Origin of the sequence: Yoonia sp. 2307UL14-13 (assembly GCF_037572755.1) — a bacterium.
Classification (GTDB): Bacteria; Pseudomonadota; Alphaproteobacteria; order Rhodobacterales; family Rhodobacteraceae; genus Yoonia.
Genome location: NZ_JBBIFZ010000001.1, coordinates 71,752 through 91,729 on the forward strand (window position 1 = coordinate 71,752; position 19,978 = coordinate 91,729).

17 protein-coding genes and 1 pseudogene are annotated in these 19,978 nt (G+C 59.3%); 15 read left to right on the forward strand and 3 right to left on the reverse strand.

The annotated features are described in order from the left end of the window. The first annotated feature begins 64 nt into the window (after window positions 1-64). The 4 genes from V8J85_RS00440 to V8J85_RS00455 all read left to right on the forward strand — a co-directional run bounded on the left by V8J85_RS00440 (window position 65) and on the right by V8J85_RS00455 (window position 3,936). Entirely contained in the window at window positions 65-1,414 is a 1,350-nt protein-coding gene (locus tag V8J85_RS00440; protein WP_339951116.1) for an MFS transporter, read from the forward strand. Next, window positions 1,407-2,264: an alpha/beta hydrolase gene (locus tag V8J85_RS00445; RefSeq protein WP_339951118.1), complete on the forward strand. Its 858-nt coding sequence runs from the start codon at window positions 1,407-1,409 to the stop codon at window positions 2,262-2,264. Before V8J85_RS00440 ends, V8J85_RS00445 begins: the two co-directional genes overlap by 8 nt. A gap of 76 nt (window positions 2,265-2,340) precedes the next feature. After that, window positions 2,341-3,057: an alpha/beta fold hydrolase gene (locus tag V8J85_RS00450; protein WP_339951120.1), complete on the forward strand. Its 717-nt coding sequence runs from the start codon at window positions 2,341-2,343 to the stop codon at window positions 3,055-3,057. 177 nt (window positions 3,058-3,234) lie between these two features. Next, on the forward strand, window positions 3,235-3,936 hold the full coding sequence (locus tag V8J85_RS00455) for a glyoxalase superfamily protein (RefSeq protein ID WP_339951122.1): 702 nt from the start codon (window positions 3,235-3,237) through the stop codon (window positions 3,934-3,936). A gap of 363 nt (window positions 3,937-4,299) precedes the next feature. Here the strand turns inward: V8J85_RS00455 and phaZ are convergent. Then, window positions 4,300-5,568 (reverse strand): annotated as a pseudogene (gene phaZ, locus V8J85_RS00460) (polyhydroxyalkanoate depolymerase); the annotation flags it as partial. Window positions 5,569-5,636: 68 nt separating this feature from the next. Between phaZ and V8J85_RS00465 the strand changes: the two are divergent. From V8J85_RS00465 to V8J85_RS00475, 3 genes are all read left to right on the forward strand, one after another. Further along, entirely contained in the window at window positions 5,637-7,433 is a 1,797-nt protein-coding gene (locus V8J85_RS00465) for a PHA/PHB synthase family protein (protein ID WP_339951124.1), read from the forward strand. Between the two features lie 147 nt (window positions 7,434-7,580). Next, window positions 7,581-8,030 carry a phasin family protein gene (locus V8J85_RS00470; RefSeq protein ID WP_339953043.1) on the forward strand — a complete coding sequence of 150 codons (450 nt, stop codon included), beginning with the start codon at window positions 7,581-7,583 and terminating at the stop codon, window positions 8,028-8,030. Window positions 8,031-8,186: 156 nt separating this feature from the next. After that, a complete protein-coding gene (locus V8J85_RS00475) occupies window positions 8,187-8,924 on the forward strand; it encodes a hypothetical protein (RefSeq protein ID WP_339951126.1) in 738 nt (245 codons plus the stop codon). 76 nt (window positions 8,925-9,000) lie between these two features. On the opposite strand, the gene V8J85_RS00480 is transcribed toward V8J85_RS00475, so the two are convergent. Then, window positions 9,001-9,966 carry an NAD(P)-dependent alcohol dehydrogenase gene (locus tag V8J85_RS00480; RefSeq protein ID WP_339951128.1) on the reverse strand — a complete coding sequence of 322 codons (966 nt, stop codon included), beginning with the start codon at window positions 9,964-9,966 and terminating at the stop codon, window positions 9,001-9,003. 207 nt (window positions 9,967-10,173) lie between these two features. Here V8J85_RS00480 and hisC point away from each other — a divergent pair, with 207 nt between their 5' ends. From hisC to V8J85_RS00520, 8 genes are all read left to right on the forward strand, one after another. Beyond that, the gene (hisC, locus tag V8J85_RS00485) at window positions 10,174-11,259 is read left to right on the forward strand and encodes a histidinol-phosphate transaminase (protein ID WP_339951130.1); all 1,086 of its coding nucleotides are present in this window, start codon (window positions 10,174-10,176) and stop codon (window positions 11,257-11,259) included. Then, on the forward strand, window positions 11,259-12,182 hold the full coding sequence (locus V8J85_RS00490) for a prephenate/arogenate dehydrogenase family protein (RefSeq protein WP_339951132.1): 924 nt from the start codon (window positions 11,259-11,261) through the stop codon (window positions 12,180-12,182). The genes hisC and V8J85_RS00490 overlap by 1 nt, the downstream gene beginning before the upstream one ends. Then, window positions 12,182-13,141 (forward strand): extensin-like domain-containing protein, encoded by a 960-nt coding sequence (locus tag V8J85_RS00495; protein WP_339951134.1) that lies wholly within the window; start codon window positions 12,182-12,184, stop codon window positions 13,139-13,141. The genes V8J85_RS00490 and V8J85_RS00495 overlap by 1 nt, the downstream gene beginning before the upstream one ends. Before the next feature lie 43 nt (window positions 13,142-13,184). Beyond that, window positions 13,185-14,801, forward strand: coding sequence for an FAD-dependent oxidoreductase (locus V8J85_RS00500; RefSeq protein WP_339951136.1), 1,617 nt, complete (start codon window positions 13,185-13,187; stop codon window positions 14,799-14,801). A gap of 295 nt (window positions 14,802-15,096) precedes the next feature. Then, entirely contained in the window at window positions 15,097-18,102 is a 3,006-nt protein-coding gene (gene ileS / locus V8J85_RS00505; RefSeq protein ID WP_339951138.1) for an isoleucine--tRNA ligase, read from the forward strand. Next, window positions 18,102-18,539 (forward strand): PaaI family thioesterase, encoded by a 438-nt coding sequence (locus V8J85_RS00510; protein ID WP_339951140.1) that lies wholly within the window; start codon window positions 18,102-18,104, stop codon window positions 18,537-18,539. Before ileS ends, V8J85_RS00510 begins: the two co-directional genes overlap by 1 nt. Further along, window positions 18,536-18,769, forward strand: coding sequence for a DUF3253 domain-containing protein (locus tag V8J85_RS00515; RefSeq protein ID WP_339951142.1), 234 nt, complete (start codon window positions 18,536-18,538; stop codon window positions 18,767-18,769). Before V8J85_RS00510 ends, V8J85_RS00515 begins: the two co-directional genes overlap by 4 nt. After that, on the forward strand, window positions 18,766-19,218 hold the full coding sequence (locus V8J85_RS00520) for a methylated-DNA--[protein]-cysteine S-methyltransferase (RefSeq protein ID WP_339951145.1): 453 nt from the start codon (window positions 18,766-18,768) through the stop codon (window positions 19,216-19,218). The genes V8J85_RS00515 and V8J85_RS00520 overlap by 4 nt, the downstream gene beginning before the upstream one ends. On the opposite strand, the gene V8J85_RS00525 is transcribed toward V8J85_RS00520, so the two are convergent. Beyond that, window positions 19,211-19,927, reverse strand: a complete 717-nt coding sequence (locus tag V8J85_RS00525) for a CDP-alcohol phosphatidyltransferase family protein (protein ID WP_339951147.1) — start codon at window positions 19,925-19,927, stop codon at window positions 19,211-19,213. The two genes, V8J85_RS00520 and V8J85_RS00525, sit on opposite strands and share 8 nt — an antisense overlap. Between the last annotated feature and the right edge of the window lie 51 nt (window positions 19,928-19,978).

A 19,978-nucleotide genomic window follows, 5' to 3' on the forward strand; every position in this document is an offset into this window, starting at 1 on the left:
CGTTTCGCTTTGGCAGTGATGACGCGCCTGTCTAACCTGCGCGAAATCGTGGGAGGAGTGAGTGATGGCGTTATCGTTAGGCCAAAAGGCCGGCTGGGGTTTGGCCGATATGGGCATCAATGTCTTTGTCGTGGTCAAGCAGTTGCTGGTCTTTACCTATCTGACCACGTTTCTGGGCGTGCCTGCGTCGGTCGCTGGTTTCGTGACCTTCGCGGTCCTGGCCTTTGACGTCATCACCGACCCGTTGGTGGGATATCTGTCAGACCGGACGAATACCCGCTGGGGACGCCGCGCGCCGTGGATCGCCATTGGCGCCGTCGTGCTGGCGGCGGGGATCGTGGGTATGTTTGCAGTGCCTCAAAGTATGTCGTGGCAGGCGAACATGGCTTGGGTGATTGCGTTCTTCGGGCTGGCCACGATCGGGTTCACCTTTGTGACGATTCCCTATGGGGCCATGGCGGGCGAGATGACGCAGGACCCGCGGGAACGTTCGACGATGATGGCGTTTCGGATGACGTTCGCCTCTTTCGGTTTGCTGATCGCAGGGGCGATGGTGCCCGCGTTGGCGGGCGACACGCGGGAGGGGTATTTGCGCGCGGTGTTGATCGTGGTGCCGCTGGTGATCGTGGCGATCTGGGGGATGCTTTTGGCCACGCGCCGCGCGCCGCAGATCCCGTCGGCAGCATCCGAGAATTTCGCCGGGATCGTTCGGCTCGTCATGCAGAACCGGGCGTTTGTGGTGCTGGTTCTGCTTTATGGTGTCCTCACGCTGGCTGTTGCGCTGATCGCGGCCGGGCTGCAACTCGCCTCGCTTTACCTGATGCAGGACGATGGCGATGGGCCATTGTCGGGGCTTGTGAGGGCACTGGGTGTGTTTTCGACGCTCTTTGCGATGTTCATTGTGGGCTCCGTGATTTCTCAGTTCATCTGGGTCAAGGCGAGCGCGGCATTGGGCAAGACCTGGGCGCTGATCGTCGGGACGATGCTGTATATTGCCGTGCTTTTGGCGATCTGGTTGAACCTGCCCGCCATAGGCGTAACCACCATGGCGGTGTTGTTCCTCTGTGCCGGCTTTACCAACGGTGCGTATCAGCAGATCCCTTGGGCGATGTATCCTGACCTGATGGATGTCACCCGCAACGAAAGCGGTGAGGCGATCGAAGGCGCTTTCAGTGCGGTTTGGCTGTTTGGCCAGAAGGTCGCCAATGCAGTTGCCCCATTGGTGCTGGGATTGGTTCTGTCATGGGCCGGTTGGCAATCATCGGATAGTGGCGTCGTTCCGCAGACACCGGAGGCGCTGGATGCCCTGAAGAACGCATTGACATTGGTGCCGGCGGGTATCTTTGTACTGTCCATTCTGGGCCTGATCCTGATTTACAGACCCGTCAGTAAACACGTGGCGTCGCATGGTTGATATTTCTCAGGTCGATGAGTGGTTGGCTGCGGAAGAGGCCAAGGTACCCAATCTGCGGCCTCGTTGTGAAAAGCGGGTCGTCTGGGTCGGCGAAAAGGCCGTAAAGACGCCTTTGGCGCTGCTTTACATCCATGGTTTTTCCGCCTCACCTGAAGAACTGCGACCGCTTCCTGATCTGATCGCGCAGGACCTGGGCGCCAATATCCACTTCACGCGCCTGGCCGGGCATGGTCAGGATAGCGCCGCGATGGCAACGGCGACATTGGACGCCTGGATGCAGGATGTGGCCGAGGCGGTGAAGATCGCGCAAACCATCGGGGATGAGATCATTCTGATGGGTTGTTCGACGGGTTGTACGCTGGCGACGCTGGCGCTTGCGCAAGGGTTGGAGGCGAAGGCGGCGATCTATGTCTCGCCCAATTTCGGGTTGCGTAACCGGTTGGCGCAATTCGTGCTGGACGCGCCGGGCGCGCATCGGTGGGGGCGTTACGTGGCGGGGGCCACGCGGTCGTTCGAGCCAATCAACGATTTGCACACGGCCTATTGGACGACTGTTTACCCGACAGAGGCCGTGCATCCGATGGGCGCCGCCGTCCGTGCGGTGCGCAAGGCGGATCTTTCGCTGATCAAGGTGCCGCTGTTTCTAAGCTGGAACGAGGCTGATACCGTCGTGCATCCCAAGGATACCCGCGCGGTTGCCCGACGTTGGGGTGGGCCGGTGCTGGAGGACATCATCACGCCCGGCCCGGGCGACGATGAAGGGGGTCATGTCATGGCGGGCGATGTGTTCAGCCCCGGTCAGACTCGCCCGATGGCTAAGCGGATTTCGGCTTGGTTCCAGACGATATGACAGCCTTGCGGTGTTGTCGCCGCAAAGGCAAGATACACAGGATATAGTATCTGTTCCCAACGAGAGCCCCTGACTTATGCCCAGTGAAACCCTGGTGATGATCCCGCCACTGATGTGCGATGCGCGCATCTTTGATCATCAGATCAAGGCGTTGGGCAATGAACATGCGGTCATGTTTGCACCCGTCACGCGCGGCGAGCGGATGGAGGAAGTCGCCAGTCAGATCCTGACCTGGGCGCCTTCGAAATTCGCGCTTGCCGGTATGGGCCTTGGTGGCATGGTCGCGATGGAAATCCTGCGCCGCGCGTCAGAGCGGGTCACGCGCGTTGCGCTGATCGACACCAGCGCGCAGGCCGACACCCCCGAGATTGCGGCAGGTCGCGAGGAACAGATCATCGCCGCCCGATCCGGTCGGTTTGATGATGTGTTGCAGCATGAGGTGAATTCAACGTGGTTGGCGCCGAACACGGACAAGGCTGCGGTGATCCGGCTGTTGAAGGAGATGGGGCAGGGGCTGGGGGCGGAGGTTTATGTCAGGCAAGCGCGCGCATTGCAGCGCCGCAAGGATCAGCAGGCCACTCTGCGGCAGGTCAGGCAGCCCGCCGTCGTGATTTGCGGGCGATTCAACGGGCAGTTTCCGCTGAAGCGACAGGAATTCATGGCCGAGATGATCCCCTATGGATCGCTCGAGGTGATCGAGCAGGGTGGCTATTTGTCGACGATCGAGGCGCCGGATGCGGTGACCGACAGCCTGCGCAGGTGGATGAAGATGCCGATGGTGTTGCGGCCTTGACGTAACGGCAGGACGCGCATAGGTGGAGTGCAGGCCAAGGTCGCCTGCCGCGCGCGCCCGGACTTTGGGTTTGGTGAAGACCTGTACACCGATATGATCTGCTTTGACCGGGACGACCCCGTCAGCAATGCGCGCACTGATTTTTGAGTGGTTTGTCCCAAGATCAAGGAGATCACAATGAACGCTTTACGCGATCCGAAAGCCATGGCAAAGGCCCTACGCAAAGCGCTGGCCGAGCACGACGTCGACCTTTCCCACGGCACGTGTCTTGAAGTTGTGGCCCGTCAGTTGGGTTATGCCGATTGGAATACCGCATCCGCCGCCATGAACGGTACTTTCGGCCCTCTGCAGCTGCCGATGGGATGGCAAGTGGCCGGGTCGAACGCGACGGATTACCGTGTTGGCATTGACCCGGATCAACCCGGCCATCCCGTCACGATCCAATCGCTGGAACACCGCGGCCCTCATACCGGTTTTGCGACACTCGTTCAGATGGTGGATGCCACGCCGTTTCAGGGCCAACGTTTGCGTTTGACCGCGGAACTGTCCTGCGCGCACGTGACAGGTGCTGCCACGATGTGGATGCGCATCGATGATGCGGTTGGCCGTAATATTCGGTTGGACAATATGGAGGAACGACGAACCGATGGCGTCATATCCGGCACGTGCGATTGGGTGGCACGACAAATCGTTTTGGATATCCCCGACAACGCAGACAGCCTGCATTATGGGTTCTATTTGCGCGGCGAAGGGCAGTGCTGGTCACGCGGCTTCGATCTGCGTGAGGTTGGACAGGATGTGACTGTCACGTCGACCGCGCGGCGTGTTTTGGAACAACCGATGAACCTGAACTTCGCCGAAGCCTCGATTATGGCGTAAGGCAAGAGGGGCGGTTTAGGCCGCCCCTTTGTTGCCTTTGAATTTCACCACATTATCAGCGGTGCCCGCTTTTTTATCCGCAGCCGCGCTCTTGGTCTTTGCAGGTTTGGTGGCGGTGGATGACTTGGCCTTCGGTGCCGCCGGTTTTTTGGCGGCTGGCGCCTTGGTCGGTGCAGTCTTGGCGGCCGCCCGCGTCGACTTTGGCTTTGCTGCTGTTGCCGCAGGTTTCGTGGTCGCTTTGCGGGTTGCCTTGGTCTTTGCGGCTGGCTTTTCAACCGCGGTCGCCTTTGCGGCGGTCGCCGGTTTGTCAGCGTTTTTCGGTTTCGCCGTCGTTTGTTTTGGCGCTGCCGGTTTGGCCACTGGCGCCGCTTTGCGCGCTGCGGGTCTGGGTTTGGCTGTTTCGCCGCTATTCGCGTCAATGAAATCCAGCACCAATGGCCGGATGTTATTCCGCCAGGAACTACCCGCAAAGATACCGTAATGGCCCGCACCAGGTTCCAGATGCGCGGCTTTCTTGTCGTCTGGCAGACCGGTCAACATGGGGAGGGCGGCCAAGCATTGGCCGGGGGCCGAGATATCATCCTCTTCCCCTTCGACGATCTTGACGGCGACGGTCGTGATCTTGCCGAAATCGACCTTGCGGCCCGCGACGACGAAATCGTTCTGCGCGATCTCGCGTCCTTTGAAGATGCGTTCGACCGTCGATAGATAGAATTCCGCCGTCATGTCCATCACGGCCAGATATTCGTCGTAGAATATGTTGTGACGGTCGTGTTCGGACGCTTCACCCTTCGCCACGCGGATGATTTCATCGCGGAAGGAATTGGCGTGTGTTTCGGCGTTCATCGAAATGAACGAGGCGAGTTGCAACAGGCCCGGATACACCATCCGTCCCACGCCATCATATTTGAAGCCGACGCGCTGGATCATCGTTTCTTCCAACTGACCCATGGTGACGGTGCGGCCGAAATCGGTGACTTCGGTATGGTTCGCCTCGGGGTCGACGGGGCCGCCGATCAGCGTCAGGGATTTGGGCTGTGCCTTTGGGTCTTCCTCGGCCAGATAGGCGGTCGCGGCCAATGTCAGCGGCACGGGCTGGCAGACCGCGATCACGTGCAGGTCCGATCCCAGCTTTTTCATGAAATCGACGAGGTATAGCGTGTAATCCTCGATATCGAACTTACCCTCGCTGACCGGAATGTCCCGGGCATTGTGCCAGTCGGTGACGTAAACGTCGCAATCCGGCAGCAGGCTGATCACGGTCTTCCGCAGTAGCGTGGCGTAGTGGCCGGACATCGGCGCGACAAGCAGCACACGCCGCGTGCGGTCGGGTCGATTGCCGACGCGAAAGCGGATCAGGTCGCCAAATGGCCGTTCCACCACGGTTTCGATGGTGACCACCATATCGGTGCCGTCGGTGTTTGTCTGAACCGGAATATCCCAATCAGGCTTGACGACCATGCGCGAGAATGACCGTTCCGTCACCTCACCCCAGGCCTTGAGCCAGTCAATGGCGGGGTTCGCCCCCCAGGACATGATCGGATAGCCCGCAAACGCCCTTGCAGTCGCCCCCAACCACTGGTTGGTGTTGCGCATGCTTTCCATCATGTCGTAGGTCATCATATACTTCATCACACATACTCCGGATCGCAGACGCGCAGATCATGCTGCGGGTGCAGCATAGGCACAGGAACGTTAATATGACAACAAATGATTTGGTTGGTGGTGCGGCATCCGGGCAGAATGTTGCAAAACTGGAAGCCAATCTGGCCAAGGTCGAAGAGTTGACCCAACGCCTGCTGAAAGTGATGGGTCATGCACGTCCGATCCCGCCGGCGCTACAGGGCCCAAGTCAGGAGCTCTACGTCAAGGCGGCGACCGCCTATATGACTGAAATGATGACAAATCCGGCCAAATTGCTGGAACATCAGCTGGAGTTCTGGGGCAAGTCGGTCAAGCACTATGTGGAGGCGCAGCATCTGCTGGCCCAGGGCAAGCTGGAACCGCCAGTGGACGAAACACCAAAGGATCGTCGCTTTGCTCATGAATTATGGGAGACCAATCCGTACTTTAATTTCATTAAGCAACAATACTTGATGAATGCTGCCGCAGTGCAGCAGACGGTCGAGGATATCGACACGCTTGATTCTGAGGAAAAGAAGCGTTTGCGCTACTTTTCCCAGCAGTTGGTCGATATGATCAGTCCGACAAATTTCCTGCCGACCAATCCCGAGGCGTTGGCTTTGGCCGCGGAAACCGAAGGGGAAAGCCTTGTCGCCGGGTTGGAGAACCTGATTTCGGATATGGAAGCCAATGATGGCGACCTTGTCGTCACTTTGGCGGACAAGAAGGCGTTCAAGCTGGGCGAGAATCTGGCGACGACACCCGGTTCGGTCGTATTCCGCAACCATATGTTCGAGCTGATCCAGTATGCGCCGGCAACCGAGAAAGTGTATTCAACGCCGCTGATCATCTTTCCGCCCTGGATCAACAAATTCTACATTCTGGACCTGAAGCCGCAGAACAGCCTGATCAAATGGGCGGTGGAGCAGGGATATACCGTGTTTGTCGTGTCGTGGGTGAACCCCGACCCGGCCTATCGTGACACGTCGATGACCGACTACGTCGACGACGGGTATCTGACGGCGATCGAACAGGTAAAGACGATCTGCAACGTCAAAAAGGTGAATGCCGTCGGGTATTGCATTGCGGGTACGACGCTGGCGCTGACTTTGGCGCTGATGAAAAAGCGCAAGGATACGTCGGTGAATGCAGCGACCTTCTTTACGACACTCACCGACTTTTCGGATCGTGGTGAGGTCGGCGTTTTCCTTGATGACGATTTCGTCGATGGGATCGAGGCGGAGGTGAGTGAGAAGGGTATCCTCGATTCATTCTTCATGTCCCGGACGTTTTCGTTTCTGCGGTCGAATGATCTGATCTACGGCCCCGCGATCAAAAGCTATATGATGGGAAAGGCGCCGCCCGCTTTTGATCTGCTCTACTGGAACGGCGACAGCACCAATCTGCCGGCGTATATGGCGGTGGAGTATCTGCGCGGCCTGTGTCAGGACGATCTGTTTGCGACCGACGGATTTGAGGTCTGTGGCGAGACCGTTCATATCAGCGAAGTCACCGTACCGTTATGCGCGATTGCATGTGAAACGGATCACATTGCCGCGTGGAAAAGCAGCTACCAAGGCGTCCAGAAGATGGGATCGAAGGACAAGACATTCATCCTGTCCGAGTCCGGCCATATCGCGGGGATCGTGAACCCGCCCAGCAAGAAGAAATATGGCCATTACACCAACCCCGAACTGGGCCTGACAGTCGATGACTGGTACGATGCGGCGGACAAACATGAAGGGTCCTGGTGGCCTGCCTGGGACACATGGTTGTCACAAAAGTCTGGTAAAAAAGTCGCGGCGAGGAAGCCGGGAAGCGACGATTTCCCAGTACTGGCGCCCGCCCCAGGCACATATGTGCAGGCTAAGTAGCGGTTTCCCATAGGTAATTTCGCAACTGCAGAAAAAAATGCTGCACTGCAGAAAAAAACCTTGAAATGCTGCGGCGCAGCATGCATATTGGTGTCACAAGATAACCGCGGAGGGGGCTCCGCACCGACACTGAAAGAGAGACTGACAATGGCTACTAAGACACAAGACTTCACCGCCATCTTCAAAGACATGATGGGCGCATTCCCTGTCGATACGAAGGCAATGGAAGAAACGTTCAAGAACCAGACGACACTGGCTGAAAAGATGTCCGGCGTTGCGCTGGACGCCGCTGGCAAATCGGCTGAGCTGTCCGCAAAGTGGACACAGGACACAATTTCCAAGATGGAAGCGATGTCCAAAGCGAAGGCAGAACCTGCCGATTACGCAAAAGCGATGACCGACTTCGCTTCGGCACAGGCTGAATCTGCTGCTGAGCACATGTCCGCTTTTGCTGAAATCGCGAAAAAAGTGCAGACACAGACCATGGAACTGGTTCTGGCCGCTGGCAAAGACTTTTCTGAAGACATGACAGCCGCTGCCAAGAAAGCCACGAACGACGTGACAGCTGCTGCCAAGAAAGCAACTGCTGCCAAGTAAGTGCATTCCCAAAATCGCCCCCGCCTCCCTGGGGATTGATTTTGAAAAACGGTCCGCCTCGCGGGCCGTTTTTTTCTTTTTGGTTCCCGGAGCGAGTTGGCCTATGGCTCAGCACGACCAATTCTGATCCGGGTATCTAAGAAGGCGTGATTGAATATGGCACTATTCCAACTGACCGAGGCAGAAGAGCGTGCCGCAAAAAAAAGTCTTTTTCAGTATATTCATGATCGCGCGCTGGGGCGCATAGGCAAAATTGACCATTACTGCGATTCGACATGGGAGCAGGCATGCCGCTTACTCTGGCGCTTTGATCCCGGAGGTAGGACTCAGGACGGGTACAGCCCAACGAAGACATACGCTGAAATCTCGGTAACGATTGACCAAAGTGACTTAACGTCCTTGCCTTGTTTGGCGGCGTTCTTGGATACTGCATTGTGCTTAAACAATCACTTCCATGGGATCGGGGCGAAGAGGCTTAGCGAACCAATGATGTTCGATGAAGCGCTGGAGCCGATTTTACGCGACTTGGGTCTGCTGGACAAAGACGGTACGCCGACAAAGCCTTTGCTCATCGACGCAATCGATCGCTATCACTTTTTTGACCAGAACAGTCATAAGCTTTCTTTGGAGGCGCAAGGCTTCGTAACTCAGTTGGCGGAGGAGGTTTGGCGGAGCGCGTCCGCCGATGACAAAGCATATTTGATCGACGCATTTGAAATGGGTAAGTCGACAGGCTTGGACAACTGGCTCGTCAGCCGCTGGCGTTTTGGTGAATGGCTAAGTGATGGAGCATGGGAGAAGGATTCAGAACTATTCGGGTCCCATTCGGCCATTGGCTGGCTTTTGATCGAGAGTATCAAACGAGGTTTAGAGGAGGGACGCTACCCCGTCTAACAACACCTCACTGGATCAGCCAAAGATCGGTTTGCGATGTCTTGTGCTTGCATAGATTGCCGGACCACAAAGGCTTTTATCCAATTACCACCACTGCAGCGCCGACCTTACGTCCTGTGGCGACAAGGCGATGGGCATCAACAATGTTGTCTAACGGAAAAACCTGGTCGATCACCGGTTTGTATGCCCCTGCGCTGACCCACCCAGCAACCATGTCCAGATCATCGGCGCGTTCCGCTGCGACACCTGACAGGACCTTTTGTCTTTCTGGTCCGGATCGACGCAGCATGTCGCGTAGCCCGCCCGCCACCAAGGCAAGGCGCCCACGTGGCGCGACGGCTTTCATCACTTGCAAAGCCGGGTTTTTGCCGATCGTGTCGATGACCACGTCATATTTGTGTTGTCCGTCAAAAGGATCGACCGTCCGATAGTCAACAACAGCGTCGGCGCCGATGTCTGTGACCTTCGCCGCATTTGCCGCGCTGCAAACCGCGGTGACATGCGCGCCGAGCTGCTTGCCGATCTGCACGGCGGCTGACCCCACATCGCCCGAAGCACCGATGACAAGCAGCGTCTCACCGGTTTTCAGCTTTGCCTTGTCACGCAGGAAACCGATTGCCGTCGTAAAGCCGAAGGGCAGGGCGGCCGCGTCGGTGAAACAGATCGCGTCGGGCAGCTTTGCGACGGCGCCCGTCGCTTTGACCGTCTGGTATTCTGCATAGCAACCAAGCCGTGCGCCGGTCATCCCAAATACCCGTTCGCCGGGGGAGAAACCGGTGACACCTTTGCCGACTTCGGCAATTTCCCCCGCGAACACGCCACCAAGGATAGGGTTGCGTGGTCGTTTCAAGCCAAAGGCCAGTCGCGCCATCCATCCCATCCCCGCCGGGAAATCCGCGGCGCGCACGCGGGCATCGGCGCTTGTCGCGGCGGTGGCGTGAATGCGGACCAGAAGCGTATCGGGCTTTACCTGCAACATCGGACGCTCTGCCTGTTGAAGAACTTCGGGTGGTCCGTAGGCCGGGCAGATGATTGCATGCATGTGAAGTCCCTCGCCAGTCGCTCAACTGATCAGCTAAGCCTACCGGCGTACCGCGACAAGAGCGCACGGGGCGCCAATGGCGCCGAAACCACCGCTCTATTTGCTTGGATGCAGCCCCGGTCCAGAAATCCGTGATGTTATCTTCCGACTGGCCTTGCCCCGGTCAGGCCGCTAGAACGGCGCAAACGACGTACAGGGCAGGCTGACATGGCGGACGGTATTCAACCGCAACCCGGAATTATGGACATCGCGCTTTATCAGGGGGGCGCGTCGCATCTGGATGGTGTCGGCAATGTGCTGAAATTGTCGTCGAACGAAAACCCCTTGGGCGCCAGCGAGGCCGCGAAAGAGGCCGTTACGCGCGCGGCCCTCGATCTGCATCGGTATCCGCCCACCGACCACGCAAGCCTGCGACAGGCGATTGGTGACGTGTGGGGCGTTGACCCGGCCCGCGTGTTTTGCGGTGTCGGGTCGGGTGAGGTCTTAAAACTATTGTCCGAGGCCTATGCCGGTCCGGGCGATGAGGTGGTGTTCACCGAACACGGCTTTTCCATGTACCCGATCTATGCACGCGCCTGCGGGGCGACCCCGGTGGTCGTGCCAGAGCATGAGCGGGTCGTGGATGTGGAGGCCATTCTGGCCGCGTGCACCGAAAGGACGCGACTTGTCTTTATCGCCAATCCCGCCAACCCGACTGGTACGATGATCGGGCCCGCCGAAGTGTTGAAACTGGCCGACGGTTTGCCAACAAGGGCGCTGCTGGTGCTGGATGGCGCCTACGCCGAATATGTCGACGGTTTCGACGCCGGTAAGGCGTTGGTCGAAGCCCGTGAAAACGTCGTGATGTCCCGCACATTTTCCAAGATTTACGGGCTGGGCGGTATGCGCGTGGGATGGGGTTATGGCCCGCAGGCGGTCATCGATGTGCTGAACCGGATCAGGGGGCCGTTCAACCTGTCGGCAGCCGCGCTGGCCGCGGCCGAGGCCGCGGTGCGTGATACCGACCACACCGAACGGTGCCGGATCGAGAATGCGAAATGGCGCGAATGGATGGCGACCGCCCTCGCCGAGCTTGGCGTGCCGTCCGATACCTCGACGGCCAATTTCATCCTCGCCCGTTTCACCGACCGGACCGAGGCCGAGGCCTGTGACGATCACCTGCGCAGCGAGGGGATCATCGTGCGCAGGGTCGCCGGTTATGGCCTGCCGCATTGTTTGCGCATCACCGTGGGCGATGAAAGCGCCTGTCGCCGTGTGGTCCATGCCGTTGCCCAGTTCAAAGGGGCTGCCTGATGGCAGTGATCTATGAACGTGTCGCTTTGATCGGGCTTGGCCTTATCGCAGGGTCGATGGCGCTGGCCATCCGCCGCGCCGGGCTTGCCGATGAGGTTGTCGGCTATGCCAAATCCGCCGAAAGCCGCGAGATCGCACGCGAGATCGGCTTGTGCGATCGGGTTTGCGAGAGCGCGGCCGAGGCGGTGGATGGTGCCGATCTGGTCGTCCTTTGTGTGCCGGTAGGCGTGATGGATGAGGTCGCAAAAGAAATCGGGCCGGCCCTGAAAAAGGGTGCGACGGTCAGCGATGTCGGCTCGGTCAAGCGCACGGTCATCGATGCTGTGGCACCATATGTGCCTGATGATGTGCATTTTATCCCCGCCCATCCGCTGGCGGGAACGGAGCATTCGGGGCCACGGTCCGGCTTTGCGGAACTTTTCGACAATCGTTATACGATCATCGTTCCTGTCGAAGGCAGCGATCCGGCGGCGGTCGAGCGTCTTGCGGAGTTGTGGCGCGGTATGGGGGCGTTGATCGAGGAAATGGACCCCGATCATCATGATCTGGTGCTCGCCGTCACAAGCCATACGCCGCATCTGATTGCCTACACGATGGTTGGCGTCGCCGATGATCTACGCCGCGTGACGGACAGTGAGGTCATCAAATATTCCGCTGCCGGTTTCCGTGATTTCACCCGCATCGCGGCCTCGGATCCTGTCATGTGGCGCGATGTCTTTCTGAACAACAAGGATGCGACGCTCGAGATTTTGGGGCGCTTCACCGAAGAACTCTTTGCCCTGCAGCGCGCCATCCGGCAGGGGGATGGCGATCATCTTCATGACTATTTTACCCGAACCCGCGCGATCCGCCGCGGCATTATCGAAGCCGGGCAGGATACCGACGCGCCGGACTTTGGCCGGATCAAGGCCGGGCGCGACTGATGCGCCTGTGGGGGGCGATCGTCGCGCTTTTCCTGCCTCTGGCCACGCAGGCGGCGCCGCTTGACATTTCCCCTCGGCCAATCGCGCGCGTTGATGCCGCACCCAAGGTCGTTTTGTCCCAACGCAACTGGCTGCGGGCGGAAGATGCACTCTGGGCGCGGACGCCCAAATTTATGGTCGTCGTCAATCAGGGCGTCCCGGCTGTGCGCCCGATAGGGCGGGGCGGCGAAGCAACACTGCGCGTGGCCCGCGTCAAGCCGCAGATGCGCCCCTATACCAGGCCCGATCTGGCCCTTGGTGCGCGGACGCGCCCGCTGGCACGGGCGGAGATGGGGTTGTTCGCCTTCAGCCCGCTCGCCTTGGCAGAATCGATGCGCCCGCTGCTGCGGCCCGCTTCGATGGTTGCGGCTGCCGAAGAACGGCGTCGGGCCCGACTGCGCGGGCAAGTCTGTGGCGATGTCGCGATTCAGGGCGAAACCCTGGGCCGTGTCAGCGGGCGCGGAGCGTGCGGGATCGAGGGCGCCGTCAAGGTCCGCTCGGTCGCTGGTGTCACGCTGTCGCCGCGTGCGACCATCGATTGCCCGACAGCGCGTGCGTTGAAGCAATGGGTGGAGCGGGGCGTGGTGCCCGCTGTCGGCAGCGAGGGCGGCGGTGTGTCGTCACTGCGGGTTGTCGCGCATTATGCCTGCCGGACCAGGAACAACCAGCCCGGCGCCCGCCTGTCCGAACATTCTTTCGGGCGGGCGATCGATGTGGCGGGGATACGGCTGCGTGACGGAACCGAGATGACGCTGCTGACCGATTGGAACAGCGCCGATGACGGCGCGCAACTGCGGCAGATGTGGCGCGCGGCATGCGGGCCGTTCGGTACCGTGTTGGGCCCGGAAGCGAACCGATTTCACCGGGATCATTTCCATTTTGACACCGCGCGCTATCGCAGTGGGCCTTATTGCCGTTAACTTTTCCGATCGTGACACTAAGTGATCGGGAAAGGAGATTTTCATGGAAAGCCTTGCCCAAGACCTCGCTACGATGGTGCGCACCCCCTTACACGACAGCCACGTGACCGCTTTACGCGAAATCGGGGTTGAGCGTGACTGGGACAAAGGCGCGATATTGCAGGATTATGGCAAACCGGCGATGACCTTTCACTATGTCGTCGATGGTGGGGTCGAGGCGGTCGACCCCCGCACCGGACAGCGCTATGGAAATTCGCATCTGGGGCCGACGCAGTTTTTCGGAGAGATCAGTTTTTTGTCCGGCGGCAAGGCCATGATGGGTGCCCGTTGCATGGAAAAGTCGCGGATCATCACGGTCGAGCGTGAGCCGATGCTGGAGCTTATGGGCCGTATCCCAGAGATGTCGGATATCATCATCACCGTCTTTGCTGCCCGTCGTCGCAGGCTGTTGGAAAGTGGTGAAGCCAGCCTGACCCTGATCGGTGCCGAAAAAGACCGCAATATCCGCCAGATCGCCGCCTTTGCCGGGCGCAACAAGATACCGTTTCGGAATCTGACACTGGGTGAGCATGAAGCCGAAGCCGTGGCGCACTCCTGTAATATCGGCGCGGCCAAGCCTGCGGTGATCTTTGGCAAACATGACGTCGTGGCCGATCCGACCCCTTCGAAGATCGCGGGCATGCTTGGTCTTGATATGGCTGTACGGGATGATCGTTTGTTTGACGTACTGATCGTCGGGGGTGGCCCGGCCGGTGTGGCGGCGGGGGTGTATGCGGGGACGGAAGGGCTGTGTGCGTTGGTCATCGAAGACCTGACCATTGGCGGGCAGGCGGGCACGTCATCCCGCATCGAAAACTACATGGGCTTTCCGACCGGCATTTCGGGCGCCGACCTCGTCTGGCGCGGCGAGGTGCAGGCGATGAAATTCGGTACGCAATTTGCCGTGCCCCGCCGTGTCCACGCGCTGGAGCGGCGCGAAGATGGCGTGTTCTGCGCGACCTTGGACGACGGCGATGAAGTCTGTGCCAAGGCGGTCGTCGTCGCCACCGGCGTGCAATATCGACGCCTGCCCATCGACCGGCTGGAAGAGTTCGAAGGGATCGGCATCTACTACGCCGCCACGGACGTCGAGGCCCGTTATTGCCGCGACACGGATGCGATTGTCGTCGGCGGTGGCAATTCGGCAGGGCAGGCGGCGATGTATCTGTCGCGCACTGCGCGGCATGTGCATGTGCTGGTGCGGGGCAAAAGCCTCGCGGCGTCGATGTCGGACTACCTTTTGTCGCGGCTGGAGGCCGATCCGGCGATCACAATCCATTACCAGTGTGAGATTTGCGGGCTGGATGGCGACGGGCATCTGGAGAAGGTGACGATCAAGGATAAGGCGGCCAGCACCGAGCGCGATGTCGATGCGCGGGCGGCGTTCATTATGGTCGGTGCCGCCCCGAATACCGCGTGGCTATCCGGTCTTGTCGAATTGGACGACAACGGCTTTGTCCTGACCGGTCAGGCGGTGGGACGCGAGACACCTTATGAGACGTCGCATGACGGCATTTTCGCCGTCGGTGACGTGCGGGCCGGGTCGGTCAAGCGCGTGGCGTCGGCTGTGGGTGAAGGTTCGGTCGTGATTTCGAAAGTCTGGGATGTAGTGCAGGGCTGATCAAAAGGTGCGCTGCCGCGCATTCCCGGTTCTGATAAAGGTGATGCGACGCAGACCGCGGAGTGCTGTGCACGTGGAAAGCGCAGATGCCTCCGGCGGGGATATTTGGGGCCAAAAGAGGATGTGCTTGAAGGCTTTACCCTTGTCCGTGCTGGTTCTATAAGCGCGCCGATGACCGATATGATGATCATACGCATTATCTGCCCGGCGGCCTGAATGCGCCTGCCGGGACAAGGTGTCTGCGCCTGCGCACCGCCCCTCATCTTACCCGATATTCTGACGAAGGACGCGACAGATGTGCGCCGAAACCACTGATTATAAAGACACCCTGAACCTGCCCCGCACCGACTTTCCCATGCGTGCGGGCCTGCCCAAACGCGAACCGGATTGGCTTGCGCGTTGGGAAGAGATTGGGGTGTATGACAAGCTGCGCGAGAAAGAGGGGCGCACGCCCTTTACCCTGCATGACGGCCCGCCCTATGCGAACGGTAACCTGCATATCGGCCACGCGCTGAACAAGATCCTCAAGGATATGGTCGTCCGGTCCCATCAGATGATGGGCCACGATGCCCGTTACGTGCCTGGCTGGGACTGCCACGGTCTGCCCATTGAATGGAAGATCGAGGAACAATATCGCGCCAAGGGCCAGAACAAGGACGACGTGGATGTCGTCGATTTCCGGCAGGAATGTCGCAAGTTTGCCGACCATTGGGTGGGCGTGCAGCGGGACGAGTTCAAGCGGCTCGGCGTGACCGGAAACTGGTCGGATCCCTATCTGACTATGAACTTCCACGCGGAGCGGGTAATCGCCGAGGAATTTCAGAAGTTTCTGATGAACGGGACGCTGTATCAGGGGTCCAAGCCCGTGATGTGGTCGCCGGTGGAGAAGACGGCCTTGGCTGAGGCGGAGGTGGAGTATCACGACCGACAGACGGATGCGATCTGGGTGAAGTTTCCGGTAAAGGCATCCAACTACTCTGAGGCCGTTACGCTGCCTTATGGCAGCTCCAAAGAAGTAGAGAACGCGGCTTTGGAAAAAAGTCGCAAAGTTTGGAAAAAGCACAATGACGAGCTGAAGACTGCGGCGGTTATCATCTTTACTACCACGCCTTGGACCATACCGCAGAACCGGGCCATTTGTTTCGGTGATCACATCTCCTACGGTCTATATGAGGTTATCAAAACACCTGAGGAGTGTTGGGCTCGGGTCGGTGATAAGTATCTAATTGCCGACAAGCTAGCAGACGAATTCTTTGCTAATGCGCGTGTTGATCAAGATGGTTTTCAGCGGATCAGACAAGTTCACAATGATCAACTGGCAGCACTGAAATGCAGCCATCCACTGAACGCTGATGCTCTACTGCATGCGAATCTTGATTACCATGTGGAGTGGGACTTCGATGTTCCCATGCTCCCCGGCGATCACGTGACCGATGACGCAGGCACAGGCTTTGTCCATACCGCTCCGTCCCACGGCGATGACGACTATGCAATCGGGGTCAAGCATGGCTTGCCGATGACCTATAACATCCTCGATGACAGCTCTTACCGCGCTGATCTGCCGTTCTTTGGAGGCGAGTGCATCCTCAAACCCAATGGCAAACCCGGTGGCGCCAACAAGGCGGTGATCGACAAGCTGGTCGAGGTCGGTGCTCTACTTGCCCGCAAGCGTATCACGATCTCGGATGCCCATTCGTGGCGGTCCAAGGCGCCGGTGATACGGTTGAACCGGCCTCAGTGGTTTGCGTCTATCGACAAAGCGGTGGGCGACGGTCAAGACACCTATGGCACGACGATCCGCGAGCGGGCTTTGCGCTCGATCGATGAGCTTGTGACCTGGACGCCGAAGACCGGTCGCAATCGTCTTTATGCGATGATCGAGGCGCGGCCGGATTGGGTGCTCTCGCGTCAGCGGGCCTGGGGTGTTCCGCTCACCTGCTTTACGAAGAAGGGGGCGCAGCCGACCGACCCGGATTACCTGCTTCGCAATGACGCGGTGAATGCCCGTATTCTTGAGGCGTTCGAAGCTGAGGGTGCGGATGCCTGGTACAAGGACGGGGCGAAGGCCCGGTTCCTCGGCAATGACGTGAACCGAGATGATTACGATCAGGTGTTTGATATCCTGGATGTGTGGTTTGACTCGGGATCTACCCATGCCTTTGTGCTGCGCGACCGTGAGGACGGGTCCGAGGACGGGATGGCCGATGTCTATCTGGAAGGCACCGACCAGCACCGCGGGTGGTTCCATTCGTCGATGCTGCAGGCTTGCGGCACGATGGGGCATGCGCCCTATCGCGCCGTTGTGACCCATGCGTTCACGCTGGATGGCAAGGGCGAGAAGATGTCCAAGTCGTTGGGCAATATCATCGCGCCTGCCGAGGTTGTGAAGCAATATGGCGCGGATATCCTGCGCCTTTGGGTGGCGACGACCGATTACAAGCATGATCACCGGATCGGGGATGAGATCCTGAAAGGGGTGGCGGATAGCTATCGCCGGTTGCGGAATACGTTGCGGTTTATGCTGGGGTCTTTGAGCGACTTTACCGAAACCGACCGCGTTGAACCGGCGGAGATGCCGGAGTTGGAGCGCTGGGTGCTGCATCGTTTGGCGGAATTGGATGGCGTCGTGCGTGACGGCTATGCCAAGTACGACTTCCAGGGTGTGTTTCAGGCGATCTTTACCTTTGCGACTGTGGATCTTTCGGCGTTTTACTTCGATATCCGCAAGGATGCGCTTTATTGCGATGGCGATACGGCGCGGCGCAAGGCGGCGCGGACGGTGCTGGATATCCTGTTCCACCGGCTGACGCGATGGCTCGCGCCGATGCTGGCCTTTACCATGGAAGAGGTCTGGCTGGAGCGGTTCCCGGGCGATGACTCGTCCGTGCATTTGGAGGACTTTGCGGAAACGCCCGATGATTGGGCGGATGCTGAACTGGCTGCGAAATGGTCGGTTGTGCGCAAGGCACGCCGTGTCGTCACCGGCGCGCTGGAGGTTGAGCGGACCAACAAGGTGATCGGTGCTTCGCTGGAAGCCGCACCGACGGTTTATGTGACCGCAGAGGTGGCCAAGGTGCTGGAGACGGTGGCATTTGATGACATGTGCATCACGTCGGGGATCACGGTCTCGACCGATGCGGCCCCTGACGGTGCGTTCCGGTTGGATGATGTCGCAGATGTGGCTGTCGTCTTTGCCCGCGCGGACGGCGAGAAATGCCAACGCTGCTGGAAAATCCTGCCGGATGTCGGCTCGCATACCCATCCCGGTGTCTGTGGGCGTTGTGACAGCGCCCTGACCTGATGGAATACCGCAACCCCGATGCTGTGGCTCGGATGCGCGCGGACTTTGCGCGGCAAGGGGCCATGGCGTCGATGGGGATTGCGGTGGCGGATGTGGCGCCGGGGCGCTGTGTGCTGGAGATGCCGTTTAACGCGGATTTCTCGCAGCATCATGGGTTCATGCATGCGGGCGTGATCACGTCGGGCATGGATAGCGCCTGTGGGTTTGCGGCTTTCACGCTGATGGAGGCCGAGGCCGAGGTGCTGACCGTGGAGTTCAAGTGCAACTTCATGGCGCCTGCGAAGGGGAAGCGGTTTCGGTTTGAGGGCGATGTCGTCAAATCGGGCCGCACCCTGACCTTTACCGAGGGGCGGGCGGTGGCTTTGGCTGGTGAACGGGAAACGGTCGTCGCGACCATCACGGCGACGATGATGGCGGTCCGGGGCCTGAAGCCATGATCAACCGGAGTCAGGTCGCGGCTGCACTGATCGAACGAGCGGCGGGGTTGCGGCCGGATACCACCTTTTGCCCGTCCGAAGTGGCGCGGGCATTGACCGATGACTGGCGACCATTGATGCCCCTTGTGCGGGATGTGGCGGCAGATTTGTCCGAGCTGCGGGTGACCCAGAAGGGCCAACCGGTTGATCCGCGCAGCGCCAAGGGGCCGATCCGGTTGGGGCGTGCATGAATGTTGTCGTCGAAAGCCCTGTCGGTCCGCTGGGTGCCGATAGCGATGGTACGGCGATCACGCGGCTGATCTGGGGTCGGGCGGGCAACGTAGACAACGGGCCGCTTGGCATGCGTTTCGAACAGGAAATGAGCGCCTATTTCGGCGGTGACCTTCGTGATTTTACGCTGCCCTTGGCACCGGCCGGTGGCCCATTCCAGCAAGATTTTCTGCAGGCCCTTCTTGCCATTCCTTACGGTGAGACGCGGACCTATGGCGACCTTGCGAAGGATCTTGATGTTTCGGCTCAAGCAATCGGGCAGGCCTGCGGCGCCAATCCGATCGCAATCCTGATCCCTTGTCACCGTGTTTTGGCCGCCAATGGTCTGGGCGGTTATTCCGGCGCCGGTGGGATCGAGGCAAAGGTGACCCTGCTGAAACTGGAAGGCGCGGCTGGCTTGCTTATTTAGCGGCGACGCCGCGCGTGCTGCCGCGCTCTGGGATGATCTGCTGTGCGACACCCGCAAAGACCAGATAGACCGACGTGATCACCAACCCCCAATGCGCCCAGCTTTCGGGGTGGAAATCGACCCAGGCTGCCCATCCGGCAAAGAACGTCCAGGCCAGCGCCATGGGCAGGGTCAGCGAACGCCAACGTTCGGTGCGGACCGGGTGCACGAATTTCAGTGGTACGAACATCGCGATGGCGAGTGCTGTGACAAGTGCCAGCGACACCCAGAAATTCGGTTCCAGCGCAAAGATCACAAGCACGACCATGTTCCAGCAGCCGGGAAAGCCGGAAAACGAATTGTCGCGCGTTTTCATCCGCGTATCGGAAAAATACATGGCCGAGGCGAAGGTGATGATGATGATCGCCGACCACCCCGTCCAGCCGGGCAGCAGGTCCGATTTGAACAGGGCATATGCGGGTACGAAGACATAGGTCAGGTAGTCGATGATCAGGTCAAGCAGGACGCCGTCAAATGCGGGTGCGTTCGTCTTGACGTCGTACTTGCGCGCCAGGGGGCCGTCGATCCCGTCCACGAAGAAGGCGACGACCAGCCAAAGAAACATCAGGTCCCATTTTTCCTCGACCGCGGCGAGCATGGCGAGCATGGCAAAAACGGCACCGGTTGCAGTCAACAAGTGGACGAAAAGGGCTTTGGCGCGAATGGTCATCAAATTCTCATGCGGGAAAATGCGGTCGGGGGCAATGCTTAACCCCGTATC

Bases quoted from the DNA above. Each gene is read 5' to 3' on its own strand.
- V8J85_RS00445 (WP_339951118.1), top strand. From the start codon at position 1,407: ATGGTTGATATTTCTCAGGTCGATGAGTGGTTGGCTGCGGAAGAGGCC.
- V8J85_RS00455 (WP_339951122.1), top strand. From the start codon at position 3,235: ATGAACGCTTTACGCGATCCGAAAGCCATGGCAAAGGCCCTACGCAAA.
- V8J85_RS00470 (WP_339953043.1), top strand. From the start codon at position 7,581: ATGGCTACTAAGACACAAGACTTCACCGCCATCTTCAAAGACATGATG.
- V8J85_RS00500 (WP_339951136.1), top strand. From the start codon at position 13,185: ATGGAAAGCCTTGCCCAAGACCTCGCTACGATGGTGCGCACCCCCTTA.
- V8J85_RS00515 (WP_339951142.1), top strand. From the start codon at position 18,536: ATGATCAACCGGAGTCAGGTCGCGGCTGCACTGATCGAACGAGCGGCG.
- V8J85_RS00495 (WP_339951134.1), top strand. From the start codon at position 12,182: ATGCGCCTGTGGGGGGCGATCGTCGCGCTTTTCCTGCCTCTGGCCACG.
- V8J85_RS00475 (WP_339951126.1), top strand. From the start codon at position 8,187: ATGGCACTATTCCAACTGACCGAGGCAGAAGAGCGTGCCGCAAAAAAA.
- V8J85_RS00510 (WP_339951140.1), top strand. From the start codon at position 18,102: ATGGAATACCGCAACCCCGATGCTGTGGCTCGGATGCGCGCGGACTTT.
- V8J85_RS00440 (WP_339951116.1), top strand. From the start codon at position 65: ATGGCGTTATCGTTAGGCCAAAAGGCCGGCTGGGGTTTGGCCGATATG.
- ileS (WP_339951138.1), top strand. From the start codon at position 15,097: ATGTGCGCCGAAACCACTGATTATAAAGACACCCTGAACCTGCCCCGC.
- V8J85_RS00525 (WP_339951147.1), bottom strand. From the start codon at position 19,927: ATGACCATTCGCGCCAAAGCCCTTTTCGTCCACTTGTTGACTGCAACC.
- V8J85_RS00480 (WP_339951128.1), bottom strand. From the start codon at position 9,966: ATGCATGCAATCATCTGCCCGGCCTACGGACCACCCGAAGTTCTTCAA.
- hisC (WP_339951130.1), top strand. From the start codon at position 10,174: ATGGCGGACGGTATTCAACCGCAACCCGGAATTATGGACATCGCGCTT.
- V8J85_RS00465 (WP_339951124.1), top strand. From the start codon at position 5,637: ATGACAACAAATGATTTGGTTGGTGGTGCGGCATCCGGGCAGAATGTT.
- V8J85_RS00490 (WP_339951132.1), top strand. From the start codon at position 11,259: ATGGCAGTGATCTATGAACGTGTCGCTTTGATCGGGCTTGGCCTTATC.
- V8J85_RS00520 (WP_339951145.1), top strand. From the start codon at position 18,766: ATGAATGTTGTCGTCGAAAGCCCTGTCGGTCCGCTGGGTGCCGATAGC.
- V8J85_RS00450 (WP_339951120.1), top strand. From the start codon at position 2,341: ATGCCCAGTGAAACCCTGGTGATGATCCCGCCACTGATGTGCGATGCG.